Genomic DNA, 13,364 nt, shown 5'->3' on the forward strand with positions numbered 1-13,364 from the left:
TTCCGAGGGTTTCTAAGGGTTCACCCAGTCAACCAGTCACACCAGTCACACCAGTTACATACGTTCAGCGACAGGGGTAATCATAGGGGGTACTACATGTAGTAGGTGGGGCCCGTTTCTATAACAAGCTGGCCGATCCGGCGTGTCGCTTACGCATCTGGAGAAAAACGCACTCCCGAGTCCGGAATCTCCACACCCGGCCAGACACGCATGCCACCTTTGAGCTCACAACGTGCGCCGATGCGGGCGCCTTCGCCGACCACGCAGCCGTCGATACGCGTATTTGCCCCAATGGTCGCACCGGAGGCAATGATGGAGTCCTGCACGGTGGCGCCGGGTTCGATGGTGACGCCGTCGAAGATCACGCAGCCGTCGATACGCGAACCAGCCCCAATGACCGAACCGCGACCAACCGCAGAACCACCGACCAGAATGACCCCTCCAGCAACACCCGCCGACGGGTCCACCAGCGCTTCCCCCGTGCGGCCTTCCAGAAGCGGCGACGGCGCAATGCCACGAACCAAATCCGACGAACCCTGCACAAAATCGCTCGGCCGACCCATATCGCGCCAATACGAAGAATCCACATGCCCCAACACATTGGCACCAGCAGAGAGCAGATTCGGGAACACCTCACGCTCCACGCTGACCACACGACCAGCCGGGATCTGCTCAATCACCTCGCGCTTAAACACGTAACACCCAGCATTGATCTGATCAGTCGGCGGGTCTTCCGTCTTCTCCAAAAAGGCAAGAACACGGCCGTGCTCATCCGTTGGCACAGAACCAAACGCGCGAGGATCCGGCACGCGAACCAGATGCAACGTCACATCCGCATTGCCCTTTTCATGCGTGCGCAGGATCGCCCCCAAATCCGCACCAGAGAGCACATCACCGTTAAACACCATCACCGTGTCAGAACGCAGCTTCGGCAACACATTGCGAATCGCCCCGCCGGTACCCAGCGCCTCTTCTTCAACCACGTACTCAATTTCCAAACCGAAATCCGAGCCGTCCCCAAAGTACTGCTCAAATACCTCAGCGCGATACGAGGTGCCCAACACCACATGCCGCATACCTGCGGCAGCAATGCGCGCCAGCAAATGCTGCAGGAACGGATAACCCGCAGTTTGCAGCATCGGCTTCGGCGTGGACACCGTCAGCGGCCGCAGCCGTGTCCCCTGCCCACCGACCAAGATGACGGCATCTGCATCAACTGCACTACGCATTGCGACTTCCCTCCAAACGTTTCACAGCCCCACGCGCCTTCAACCCTGCCCACAGCAGGCCACGCAGCGGCGCCTGCCACCACTTGGCGTGACGATCACGCTGGAACCTGTAGGCCGACTCATGGTGCGCCGGCACCGTGACACGGTTGTACTTGCCCGCCACATGCCCCTGGTCATGGAAGATGACCGAGGACGGGCAGTACAGGTTGTCCCACCCGGCGCGGCTGAGCCGATCACCAAAGTCAATGTCTTCGAAATACATGAAGTAGCGCTCATCAAAACCGCCGATGGCGTCAAACGCCTCCCAGCGCACAAGCAGGCATGCGCCGGAAAGCCAGCCGGCGGTACGCCGCGTGTCCATATCCGCACCTTTTTTATAGGAGGCGGTGAAAGGGTTGTTCGGCCAAACGTCTCCAAGCAACGCATGCCCCATGCCATTGATCAGCCCCGGCACCTGACGCGCAGACGGGTACGCGGACCCATCTGCCTCCTCAATGCGCGGCCCCACCGCACCGGCCCGCGGGGCGGACTGTGCACACTGCATGAGCTTGTCCACGCTGCCCGGGGCAAACTGCACGTCTGGGTTCACCACCAGGAAGTACTCCTGATTGATCTCGCCTTTATTTTTGCGCGGCCGCAGGTGTTCTACCGCTGCGTTGATTGCCGCGCCGTAGCCGATGTTGCCGCCCGTTGGGAAAAACTCCACGTTGTCATGCTCCCGCGCAGCCTGTTCGGGTGCGCCGTCACGTGAGCCGTTATCTGCGCACACCAGCCAGGTGGGCAGGTCCGTGGACTGCGGCAGCGAGGCAAGTAGCTCCTGCAGGTGTCGTCCTGGCGAATAGGTCACCGCGATGACAGCCAGGGGGCGCGCGCCGGCGTCAGCGGATGCGCCGTTTGCCGTTTTCTTCTCAATGCTCACAATGGCAGCCAGCTTACCCAGCGCTTCGTGCCCGATTGGGCAGGCGCGCGCACTATACTTGCCCGCTGTGACAGACAACCCCGATGCACCACAGCGCTCGCCACAGGACTCGACTCAGGGTCCAAGCCGGCGGCCAAGCCAGTGGCCGACTGAAAGGTCGAGCCAAAGGCCAGCTGAGAGGTCAGCCGAGAGGTCAAGGCGTGCGCGCAACATCGCGCCAGCGCCATCCCGCGCGCGGGATGTGCGCCAGTCCGGTCACCCTGTGCTGAAGGGGTTTTTGGCCCTACTGTCTGCGGGCACCATCTTGGTCTCCGGCGTTGGCTACGCCACCGTCGGCCGTTTGGACAGTCAGCTCAGCGCCTCCGATCTGGACATTCCAACGCAACAGGGTGGGGACGGGAAGTCGTCAAAGAAAAAGAAAGGTCTGCAGGACGGCGCGCTGGATATTTTGCTTGTGGGCTCTGACTCCCGCACGGACGCGCAGGGCAACCCGCTCAGCGAAGCGGAGCTCGCGCGTTTGCACGCCGGTATTTCAGACGGCGAGATTAATACGGACACCATCATGGTGCTGCGCATCCCGGCGGATGGTTCCCGCGCCACCGCAATATCTATTCCGCGCGATACCTATGTACATACGGATGACTACGGCAACCTGAAAATCAACGGCGTTTATGCCGCTCACGCGCAGCAGCGCCGCGCGGAGCTTACGGAGGCCGGCTACTCCCCCGGCCCGCAGTTGGAGCAGCGCGTTGCCCAAGCTGGCCAGGTGGGCCTGATCCAAGCGGTGGCGGACTTAACCGGCGTGGAGGTGGACCACTACGCGCAGGTGGGCCTGTTGGGCTTTGCTTTGATGACGGATGCGGTTGGCGGCGTTGAGGTCTGCCTGAACCAGGCGGTCAATGAGCCGCTGTCTGGTGCGAATTTCCCGGCGGGCCGCCAGACGCTCAACGGTGCTGAGGCTTTGTCGTTTGTGCGCCAGCGCCACGACCTGCCCCGCGGAGACTTGGACCGTATTGTGCGCCAGCAGGCCTACATGGCGTCCCTGGTGCAAAAGACCCTGTCTGCAGGCACGCTGACCAACCCGGCACGTTTGCGTGATCTGGCTACGGCCGCGGAACGTTCCGTGACGTTGGATCAGGGTTGGGATGTGATGGCGTTTGCACAGCAGATGTCTGGTTTGGCTGGTGGTGACGTCAGCTTCACCACTATCCCGGTGACCTCGGTCAACGGTGTTGGTGATTACGGCGAGTCTATTGTCACCGTGGACGTTGGCCAGGTCCGCCGGTTCATGGAAGAAGTTATTGCACCTCCGGCGGATGAGACTGAAGCGTCATCAACGTCTGAGGCTCCGGTGGCGCCTGCTGAGCAGTTCGCGCAGTACGAGGCGTATGTGCTCAACGCCGGGTCCCGTCCGGGCCAGGCGGCTGCGATGGGTGATCACTTGCGTAAGCAGGGCATCACGGTTGCCAACGTGTCCAACGCTATGGACGGGGTCTACTCCTCCTCCCAGATCGTGGCTGCAGACCCTCAAGATCCTGCTGCTGTGGAGCTTGCCAACATGCTTGGCGGCCTGCCGGTGACGGCTAATGCGGGCCTTGAGCCTGGCAGTCTGATCGTGGTGGTGGCGCAAGACTACGCGGGCCCTGCCATGGTGGAGCCCGGCGAGGTGGATGAGACGGAGTATTACGCGCCTGTGGGTACTCCGGGTGAGGATTTCGGCGCCACGGAGGTTGGTCCTGAGATCAACGCTGGCGGTACCGGCCCGCGTTGTGTGAATTAATTGTCTACTGTGGGCGGGCATGAGCATGCTCAGCCCGTTGATGCAAGATCCCGCCTCGCCCCGCCTGACGGTATATGACGAGGCTCTGGGCACCCGCATGGAATTTTCCGGCCAGACCTTGGAAAACTGGGCGAACAAGGTGGCCAACATGTTGATTGAAGAGTTTGATGTGGAGCCCGGCTCCCAGGTACACATCGACTTGCCTGCCAGCTGGCAGTCTGCAGCCATTGCGCTTGGCACCTACAACGCGCAGAGCTTCCCGCTTTTCGACGCTCCGTTGTCTCCCCCAACCGTCACCTTCACCACTACCGAGCGAGCCTCCTTATGGACGGAGGTGCCCGACGTAGTTGTTGTCTCCAACGATCCTTTTGGCCGCGGCGTTGTGGAATCCGGTGGCGAGTTGCCGTTTGGCACCGTGGATTTTGGCCCGACGGTGCGTTTTTACGGCGACCAGTACTACGGCGAAAGCGCCGACCTGTCTGATTTCGCCCGAGCAGAGTTCGGCCCGCACCGCTATTTGGCTCACCCGTGGACTACGCGTGAGGAGTTTGAGTACAACGTGCTGGCCCCGCTTGCCGCGGGCGGCTCGGTGGTGGTGGCGACGGGCCTGATCCCGGCGGAGCGCTTGGAGCACATCACGCAGGTGGAGAAAGTAACGCACTTCTTAACAGCAGATTAACTTTTCTTCACTACCCCCGTTTTTGGGGGAATGCGAAAAAACAGCGACTTTTTCGCCTTGGAGTTATTTACATTGTTTACACCTCCAAGATGAAAGGGTCCTTGCATGAAGCTCTCCGCTACCCGCAAGTCGGGCGCAGCAATCTGCGCTCTCGCACTGTCCACCACCGCTCTGGTCGCTTGCTCCAGCGACGAGACGGCAACCACGGACACCACCGATACCGCTACGGCAACTGACGCTGCAGCGACCACTGATTCCGCTGCTTCTGCAGAGGACCGTGGCCCGATCACTTTTGCCATGGGCAAGAACGACACTGACAAGATCATCCCGATCATTGAGAAGTGGAACGCCGAGCACCCGGATGAGCAGGTCACCCTGTCTGAGCTCGCTGGTGAGGCTGACGCTCAGCGCGAGACCCTCGTGCAGTCCCTGCAGGCTGGCAACGCTGATTATGACGTGATGGCACTTGACGTTGTCTGGACCGCAGACTTCGCCGCTAACCAGTGGCTGGAGCCGCTGGAGGGTGACTACGCGGTTGACACCTCCAAGCTGCTGCAGCCGACGGTGGATTCCGCAACCTACAACGGCAAGCTCTACGCCCTGCCGCAGAACACCAACGGCCAGCTGCTCTTCCGCAACGTTGACCTGATTGAGTCCAAGCCGGACACGTTTGCAGACATCAAGTCCGCTTGTGAGGCCGTGGAGGGCGACTGCCTGACCACGCAGCTGAAGCAGTACGAGGGCCTGACGGTGAACACCCTGGGCTTCATCAATGGCTGGGGCGGCGCTGTGATCGATGACAGCGGCGAGCCGACCGTTGAATCCGCAGAGGCAAAGGCAGGCCTGCAGGCGCTTGTTGATGCTTACGCTGACGGCACCATTGCTAAGGGTTCCACCGCTGCAACCGAGGAGGAGACCAACCTGGCCTTCACCGAGGGTAAGACGGCGTTTGCTATCAACTGGCCGTACATGTACACCAACGCAGAGGAGAAGGGCCTGAACTTTGAGGTCCAGCCGCTGGTTGGTGAGAACGGTGTTGGCGTGTCCACCCTGGGTGGCTACAACAACGGCATCAACGTGAACTCCAAGTACAAGGCCACGGCTCGTGACTTCATTGAGTTCGTGATCAACGAGGAGAACCAGCTGTCCTTCGCTGAGGCTTCCTTCCCGCCGGTTCTGGCATCCATCTACGACGATGCTGACCTGATTGAGAAGTACCCGTACCTGCCGGCTCTGAAGGAGTCCCTGGAGAACGCTCAGCCGCGTCCGGTTTCCCCGTTCTACCCGGCTATCTCCAAGGCGATCCAGGACAACGCTTACGCTGCCCTGACCGCTGGCAAGAGCGTGGATGACGCAACTGCTGACATGGCTGCAGCTATCAAGCAGGCACAGTAAGTACATACTTGCGCCTTGCGGCAAATTAACGCCCGTAACCGTTTACACTGCGGTTCGGGCGTTGCCCGTTTTTAGACCCCAAAATCACACAAATTCTTCAGCACATTTTTTGATCTGAGGCGTCCATGAGCACTTCTCTTAGGCCCGATTCCCCGGCAACGGGCAAGCGCGCCGACGCGCCAGCCGCGAAGAAGCCCAGTGACACCGGCAAGGCGTTCGGTCTTGTCACTCCGGCGCTTTGCGTGTTGGCCGTAGTTATCGGCTACCCCATCGTCCGGGCGATCTGGCTGTCATTCCAGTCCAACCGTCGCCTGGATCCAGAGACGGGTGTGTTTGTTGACGGAGGCTTTGCCGGCCTAGACAACTACCTGTACTGGATCACCAACCGCTGCATGAGCCCCTCCGGCGTGGTCGGTGCGTGCCCTCCGGGCGTGTTGGCAACGGACTTTTGGCCGGCTGTAAAAATCACGCTGTTTTTCACCGTGGTCACCGTCGCCCTGGAGGCCGTCCTGGGCATGGGCATGGCGATGATCATGAACCGCCCATCCAAGATGCGCGGCCTGATCCGTGCGGCGGTACTTATCCCGTGGGCGATCCCCACCGCCGTGACCGCCAAGTTGTGGCAGTTCATGTTCGCCCCCAACGGCATTGTGAACTCCCTGTTGGGCAAAGACATCGCCTGGACTACTGACCCGTGGGCGGCGCGCTTTGCCGTGATTATCGCAGACGTGTGGAAAACCACGCCGTTTATGGCGCTGCTCATCCTCGCTGGCTTACAGATGATTGACCGGGATCTTTACGAGGCAGCGCGCGTGGACGGCGCGAACGCCTGGCAGTCTTTTACCCGCATCACGCTGCCGCTGGTGCGCCCAGCACTGATGGTGGCGATACTCTTCCGCACCCTTGATGCGCTGAGTATGTATGACCTGCCGGTGATCATGATCTCGGCGTCCTCCAACGCGCCCACGGCCACGATCTCCCAGCTGGTGGTGGAAGACATGCGCCAAGGCAACTTCAACTCAGCCTCCGCGCTGTCCACGTTGATCTTCTTGCTCATCTTCGCGGTGGCATTCATCATGATCCGCTTCTTGGGGGCGGACGTTGGGGGTGCGGCGAAGCGTCGTGAAGCAAGGAAAGCTCAAAGGAAGGCAAAGCAATGAAGCGAATCGGGCACTACCTCGGCGTCATCTTCATCATGTTCTGGGGGCTCGCGCCGTTTTACTGGATGCTGATCACGGCACTGCGCCACAAGAGCCACACCTTTGACACCACCCCGTGGCCCACGCACGTCACGCTGGACAACTTCCGCGACGCAATGTCTACCTCCAAAGGCAACGACTTCCTCGGCGCCATTGGAAACTCCCTGATCATCTCCCTGGCCACCACTTCCCTAGCCGTGATCGTGGGCGTGTTTACCGCATACGCGCTGGCACGCATGCAGTTTCCCGGCAAAGGCATAATCACCGGCATCATCTTGGCAGCTTCCATGTTCCCGGGCATTGCCCTGGTGACCCCGCTGTTCCAGCTCTTCGGCGACCTGAACTGGATTGGCACCTACCGCGCGATGATCATCCCGAACATCTCGTTTGCCCTGCCGCTGACGGTGTACACCCTGGTGTCGTTCTTCCAACAGCTTCCCTGGGAGCTTGAGGAGGCCGCGCGTGTCGACGGCGCGACCAGAGGCCAAGCGTTCCGCCTCATCCTTTTGCCACTGGCAGCGCCGGCGATTTTCACCACCGCGATCATTGCGTTCATCACCACCTGGAACGAGTTCATGCTGGCACGCCAGCTTTCCAACACGTCCACCGAGCCGGTGACCGTGGCCATCGCCCGCTTCTCCGGGCCGAGCGCCTTCGAATACCCCTACGCAGCGATTATGGCGGCCGGCTCCCTTGTTACCATCCCGCTGATCATCATGGTGCTGCTCTTCCAGCGCCGCATTGTCTCCGGCCTGACCGCAGGTGGTGTGAAGGGCTAGCTGGGTTGGGGCTCGTTCCGGACGCTCTGCTGTTGAGATCCTGACAAATCGTGCGGCGGGCCCTATAAGTCAGGCTGCGACCTGGGCAAACGTAAAGCGCGCCTCGTCACATTTGTCAGGTTCCACGGTTTCCCTCTGACAAATCGTGCGGCGGGCCCTCTCTGTCAGGCTGGTTGTGAACAACGAACCAGAGGAGGTTTTGTTCATGACCTTGCACAATATTCCGTGTCTTACTCCTGACCCGCCGCAGTGGCCAAGGCCTACGGATCAGACGGTGGTGTCGGATCCGGCACGGCGGCGGCCGCGTGGTCGACTTGCCCGCGCCCAGGATGTTCTCGCGTTGCCGTTAACGGTACTGGAACCTGGGGCGGTGCTTGATGATGAAGACGTGGTGATGCCGTATGCCGGGGCTGTAGTGTTCGTCCCGGATGAGCCATTTCGAAATAGATTGAACTTCAATAAGGCCCAGCAGCGCCAGATGTTTGTTATCTATTGCCAACTGCCACATGGGACAAAAGGGCTATGGCGCAATCGCCATGGCATCTGTCAGTCCAAAATCCATAGATGGGGAAAGCGTCTTGGGTTTGCTTCGGTTACCCAGCAAAAACGCAATGCTGTACAAACCGGGGGCAATGCCCCAGTGCCTACAGTGCTTGATGGTTTCGACATTGTCTCGTTGGTCCACCAGTACGTTGAACGTCCCTATGGTGAAAAGCAGGCATTTTTGGAAAAACACGGCATCGAACGCGTGACCATGATGCGCTGGATACGCAGGATCGAAGATGGGACGCTGGCACGTTATCTGCACCAGGAAGGCTTTGGTAATGACCGAAAACGATGAACTTGCAGCACTGCGTAAAAAAGTCGCAGCACATGAACGTGAAATCACCCGTATACGCAAACAAGCAGATCGGGAAATCGCACACGTGCGTCAACAAGCACAACGCCAAGTTGCCCGCGTGCAAAAGGAAGCTGATAAGTGGAAAGCCACCAGTGATGTCTTGGGAAAAGCTATAGCGTCTCTGCCACAGAATCCTGGCGGGGACTGCGACGCGGCGGACGAATACTCACCGACGAGGAAACATCGCGCTACCAGCAAGGAATAGAACACGAAGAAGCCCTTCTTAGCGCGTTGTGCAGCATTGGACACAGTAAGTACAGTGCCTGCACACTGCTGCGGATCAGCCGCAGCAGACGCTACTACCAACAACACCCACGTCCGAAAACACCTGCCCCGATCGCGCATACAGACCGCAACATCACGCGCTTATCGGACGAGCAAATTGCACAGATTCTTGCCCTGCTTGATGCCAACCCACAGTCCAGTGTGGATGATGTCTTCTACAACGCCTACAACCACGGGAAATATATCGCCAGCTTAAGCAGCTTTTATCGTGTTGCCCGCAGACACGGCAAGCTACTGCGCCAACGCTATAAAACACGGGCCAAACGCCGCCGGGGTCCAACACATCGCCAACCACCGTGCGTACAAGCCACCGGACCCGCCCAAGTACTGTGCTGGGACATCACCTACCTGCCAGGGCCATACGTCAACGAAACCTATGCCTGCCACACTGCAATGGACCTGTACTCACGAGCCATTGTCGGCAAAGTCATCACCCACCACGAAGATTCCCGCGCAGCCAGCCACATGTTTGCCGCCATCTTCGAAAAATACCCAACGGTGCACACCGTCCACTCCGATAATGGCAGTGCTATGACCAGCAAGAAACTCGCGAAACTTTTTGCCGACCACTGTGTAGCCACCTCGTTTAGCCGGCCAGGGATCAGCAACGACAACCCGCAGATGGAATCACTATTCCACACTATGAAGGGCGTGCCGTACTACCCACACCACTTCGACGACATCCACCACGCCACAGACTGGGTCGAGCAATTTAGCCACTACTACAACCACAGGCCCCACAGCGGCATCAACGGCTACACACCACAAAGCGTCCTCGACGGCACCTGGCACACCTTCAAAAACAACCGCTCAACAGCCATCGACAACGCACTCGCCGAAGGATGGATCACCACCCGACCAACCCCACCCACAGACCTACCCAAACACGTCACCATCATCCGCACCAGCACAACACCCACACCCCAACCCCACACCATCAAATACCAACCGAAAATTGTTCACAACCACTTGACATAAAGCGGGGCCCTATAAGTCAGGCTGCGACCTGGGCAAACGTAAACCGCCTCGTCACATTTGTCAGGGGATCGATCAGGCGGGAGCCAGGCGGTTCCCCAACGCCCCGACCCCCGCACTAATCGCCCCAAGCGAAAAGTCTGATCTTTCCGTACCGTGGGTTGTGCCGGATGTTTCGGCGCAGAACTTGAAACGCTACGAGAAGGAGAACTACATGCCAACGAAGTCCATTGACGGCAAGGTCGCTCTTGTTACCGGTGCAGCACGAGGCATCGGCCAGGCAATCGCACTGCGCCTTGCGCAGGACGGCGCGGACATCGCGGTGCTTGATCTGAAGGAAGAAAACTGCGCGGACACCGTTTCCCAGATTGAGAAGCTGGGCCGCAAGGCCATCGCCATCGGCGCCGACGTGTCCAAGCGTGATGAGGTCTTTGCCGCTATCGACCGCACTGAGAAGGAGCTCGGCAGCTTCGACATCATCGTGAACAACGCCGGCATTGCACAGGTGCAGCCGATCGACGCTATTACGGACGATGAGCTGGACGCCATGTTCAACGTCAACATCAAGAGCGTGGTCTGGGGCATCCAGGCTGCTGCCGCCAAGTTCAAGGAGCGCGGGGGCGGCGGCAAGATTATCAACGCTTCCTCCATCGCAGGCCACGACGGTTTCCCGATCCTGGGTGCTTACTCCGCCTCCAAGTTCGCGGTGCGTGCGCTGACCCAGGTTGCTGCACGCGAGTACGCAAGCGACGGCATCACTGTCAACGCGTACTGCCCGGGCATCGTTGGCACCGACATGTGGGTGGATATTGACCGCCGCTTCCACGAGCTGACCGGAGCAGAGCTGGGTGCTACCTACGAGAAGAACGTTGAAAGCATCGCCCTGGGTCGTGCACAGACCCCGGAGGATGTGGCCAACCTGGTGTCCTTCCTCGCTTCCGAGGATTCGGATTACATCACTGGCCAGTCCATCCTTACCGACGGCGGCATGGTCTACCGCTAAAGACTGTTTCAGCGCCCGCCTTGTGCCTTGTGCATGAGGCGGCGCCACACTACTCGCGCAAGTGAATGCGGCACAGCAATCACTTCACGCGAGTAGTTTTTTGCTTTCCGCTTCGGCGAGCCCGCAGGCATGGGCGCACCGATGACCTCAACGGGGATTGCCAGGTGCCACGCCCACACGCGGGTGCGCGCCACGTGGAATTCAGAGGTCACCACGGTAAGCAGCGTGGCGTCGGGAAAGAGTGCCCACGAGTGTTCCAGGTTCTCGTTTGTTGAGGTCGCATCCGGCTCGATCACGATGTGTTCGTGTGCAACGCCGTGGTGGGCAAGCCAGCCTGCCATGACTTCTGCCTCGCCGTGGCCGGTCACCACCACGGGACGCGGGTTGGCGTGGTAAATCTCTAACGCGCGTGCCAGGCGGGACTCCAACATGGGCGAAGGGCGCCCGTCAGCAACACGAGCGCCCAACACCACAATCGGGTTTGTAGAGCTATTACTCACCCAGCAGACGCTTCCGCAGCGCTTCGTCCTTGCGCTCTACTTCCTGGGCCATGTTCTCCTGGTACTGCGCCATCTTCTCCGTCAGCGCCGGATCGCCCGCGCCAAGGATGCGCACAGCCAACAGGCCAGCGTTCTTCGCGCCGCCGATGGATACGGTTGCTACTGGTACGCCGCCCGGCATCTGCACGATGGAAAGCAGGGAATCCAGCCCGTCCAGATCCGCCAGCGCACGCGGTACGCCGATGACCGGCAGCGGCGTTGCGGCAGCCACCATGCCCGGCAGGTGGGCTGCGCCACCCGCGCACGCGATGATGGCCTTCAGCCCACGCGAATGTGCGGACTTGGCATACGCCAGCATCTTCTCCGGCGTGCGGTGGGCAGAAACCACACCCACCTCAAACGGCACGCCGAACTCTGCCAGCACCTCAGCAGCAGGTGAAACGGTGTCCCAGTCAGAGTCGGACCCCATGATGATTCCTACGAGCGGTTGCATTGTGTTACTCCTCATCCAGCCATGTCGCGTTGATGATGTAATTCGCGGCGTCTTCCGCCACCGCGCGTGCGACCTCCACCGTATCGGCAACAACGTTGACGTGGCCCATCTTGCGGCCTGGGCGCCACTGCTTGCCGTAGAGGTGGATCTTGGCCTGCGGGTACTTCTCCATCACGGCGGCCACGCGCTGGCCCATTGGCATCTCCGGGTCCGCATCCCCGCCAAGGGTGTTCACCATGACCGTCACCGGTGCGGTGGGTGTCGTGCTGCCCAGCGGCCAATCCAGCACGGCACGCAGGTGCTGCTCAAACTGGGAGGTCACGCACCCGTTCTGGGTCCAGTGGCCGGTGTTGTGCGGGCGCATAGCAAGCTCGTTGACCAAGATCTCGCCGCCGGCCTCAAACAGCTCCACGGCCAGTACGCCGGTCACGTCAAGCTCGGTTGCAATGCGGCACGCCAGGTCCTCTGCGCGCTTGGCCAGCTCCGGGGAAATGCCCGGCGCGGGTGCGATGGTCACGCGGCACACGCCGCCGTCCTGAATGGACTCCGCAACCTGCCAGGCCGCCACCTCGCCAGAGCGGCGGCGCGCCACCATGGCGGAAAGCTCGCGCTCAAAGGGCACTTTGCGCTCTCCCATCAGCGGAACGCCGCGCCCCAGCAGCTCCTCGACCAATTCCAGGCACTCGTCCAGGGTGTCCGGGAACCACACGCCCTTGCCGTCGTAACCCCCGCGGGTGGCCTTGAGGCACACCGCGCCATCAACGAAATCCCAGAACGCCTTGGCGTCATCCGCCGAGGCGATGCCTGCGAACTCCGGCACCGGCGCGCCCAGATCACGCAGGCGGATGCGTTGCTCCAGCTTGTCCTGGGCGTAGATCAGTGCGGCGGGGCGTGGTTCGGGGTTCACGTCAGCGTCGATAAGCACCTGCAAATGCTCATTCGGCACATGCTCATGGTCAAAAGTCACCGCATCTGTGCCTGCGGTGGCCTCCTGCAGGTCATTCAGCGAGGTGTAATCACCCAGGCGAGCATCAGCGATCACCTGCGCGGCCGAGGCTTCGTTACTGCCCGCCAGCAGGCGGGTCCCAATTCCCAGCTCAATTGCTTCCGTTTGCATCATGCGGGCCAGCTGCCCGTCGCCCACAATGGCCACTACCGGCATCCCGTACGTGTTAGTCACCCCCACCACTGTAGTCCCCCCACCACGTACGATCGAACCCATGGCGG

The 13,364-nt window shown here is 60.5% G+C and carries 14 protein-coding genes; 9 read left to right on the forward strand and 5 right to left on the reverse strand.

Features of this window, described 5'->3' with window-relative positions; translation table 11 throughout:
- Nucleotides 1-149: 149 nt before the first annotated feature.
- Entirely contained in the window at nucleotides 150-1,229 is a 1,080-nt protein-coding gene (gene manB, locus AK829_RS07135) for a mannose-1-phosphate guanylyltransferase (RefSeq protein ID WP_052205240.1), read from the reverse strand.
- Nucleotides 1,222-2,148 (reverse strand): glycosyltransferase family 2 protein, encoded by a 927-nt coding sequence (locus AK829_RS07140; protein ID WP_232305684.1) that lies wholly within the window; start codon nucleotides 2,146-2,148, stop codon nucleotides 1,222-1,224. The genes manB and AK829_RS07140 overlap by 8 nt, the downstream gene beginning before the upstream one ends.
- A gap of 211 nt (nucleotides 2,149-2,359) precedes the next feature.
- Here AK829_RS07140 and AK829_RS07145 point away from each other — a divergent pair, with 211 nt between their 5' ends.
- The 9 genes from AK829_RS07145 (at nucleotide 2,360) to AK829_RS07180 (ending at nucleotide 11,144) form a co-directional block, all read left to right on the forward strand.
- On the forward strand, nucleotides 2,360-3,928 hold the full coding sequence (locus AK829_RS07145; RefSeq protein WP_408606290.1) for an LCP family protein: 1,569 nt from the start codon (nucleotides 2,360-2,362) through the stop codon (nucleotides 3,926-3,928).
- Nucleotides 3,929-3,947: 19 nt separating this feature from the next.
- The gene (locus AK829_RS07150) at nucleotides 3,948-4,607 is read left to right on the forward strand and encodes a TIGR03089 family protein (protein WP_052205241.1); all 660 of its coding nucleotides are present in this window, start codon (nucleotides 3,948-3,950) and stop codon (nucleotides 4,605-4,607) included.
- A 105-nt stretch (nucleotides 4,608-4,712) separates the two neighbouring features.
- Entirely contained in the window at nucleotides 4,713-6,002 is a 1,290-nt protein-coding gene (locus AK829_RS07155; RefSeq protein ID WP_052205242.1) for an ABC transporter substrate-binding protein, read from the forward strand.
- Between the two features lie 125 nt (nucleotides 6,003-6,127).
- Nucleotides 6,128-7,162: a carbohydrate ABC transporter permease gene (locus AK829_RS07160; protein WP_083439778.1), complete on the forward strand. Its 1,035-nt coding sequence runs from the start codon at nucleotides 6,128-6,130 to the stop codon at nucleotides 7,160-7,162.
- A complete protein-coding gene (locus AK829_RS07165) occupies nucleotides 7,159-7,980 on the forward strand; it encodes a carbohydrate ABC transporter permease (protein WP_052205243.1) in 822 nt (273 codons plus the stop codon). Before AK829_RS07160 ends, AK829_RS07165 begins: the two co-directional genes overlap by 4 nt.
- 205 nt (nucleotides 7,981-8,185) lie before the next feature.
- Complete coding sequence (locus tag AK829_RS12670) at nucleotides 8,186-8,821, forward strand: hypothetical protein (RefSeq protein ID WP_180950506.1); 636 nt, start codon at nucleotides 8,186-8,188, stop codon at nucleotides 8,819-8,821.
- Nucleotides 8,805-9,086, forward strand: a complete 282-nt coding sequence (locus tag AK829_RS12485; RefSeq protein WP_145989906.1) for a hypothetical protein — start codon at nucleotides 8,805-8,807, stop codon at nucleotides 9,084-9,086. The genes AK829_RS12670 and AK829_RS12485 overlap by 17 nt, the downstream gene beginning before the upstream one ends.
- Nucleotides 9,087-9,112: 26 nt before the next feature.
- Nucleotides 9,113-10,144, forward strand: coding sequence for a DDE-type integrase/transposase/recombinase (locus AK829_RS12210; RefSeq protein WP_180950507.1), 1,032 nt, complete (start codon nucleotides 9,113-9,115; stop codon nucleotides 10,142-10,144).
- Nucleotides 10,145-10,355: 211 nt separating this feature from the next.
- A complete protein-coding gene (locus tag AK829_RS07180; protein WP_052206435.1) occupies nucleotides 10,356-11,144 on the forward strand; it encodes an acetoin reductase in 789 nt (262 codons plus the stop codon).
- A gap of 8 nt (nucleotides 11,145-11,152) precedes the next feature.
- Here the strand turns inward: AK829_RS07180 and AK829_RS07185 are convergent, their stop codons facing one another.
- From AK829_RS07185 to AK829_RS07195, 3 genes are read right to left on the reverse strand one after another with little or no spacing between them, the layout of a single operon-like run.
- Nucleotides 11,153-11,644, reverse strand: coding sequence for a YdcF family protein (locus tag AK829_RS07185; RefSeq protein WP_083439780.1), 492 nt, complete (start codon nucleotides 11,642-11,644; stop codon nucleotides 11,153-11,155).
- Nucleotides 11,637-12,137, reverse strand: coding sequence for a 5-(carboxyamino)imidazole ribonucleotide mutase (purE, locus tag AK829_RS07190; protein ID WP_052205246.1), 501 nt, complete (start codon nucleotides 12,135-12,137; stop codon nucleotides 11,637-11,639). Before purE ends, AK829_RS07185 begins: the two co-directional genes overlap by 8 nt.
- 4 nt (nucleotides 12,138-12,141) lie before the next feature.
- Complete coding sequence (locus tag AK829_RS07195) at nucleotides 12,142-13,359, reverse strand: 5-(carboxyamino)imidazole ribonucleotide synthase (protein ID WP_052205247.1); 1,218 nt, start codon at nucleotides 13,357-13,359, stop codon at nucleotides 12,142-12,144.
- Nucleotides 13,360-13,364: the final 5 nt, after the last annotated feature.

It is taken from the genome of Corynebacterium riegelii, from assembly GCF_001263755.1.
In the GTDB taxonomy this organism is placed as follows: Bacteria; Actinomycetota; Actinomycetes; order Mycobacteriales; family Mycobacteriaceae; genus Corynebacterium; species Corynebacterium riegelii.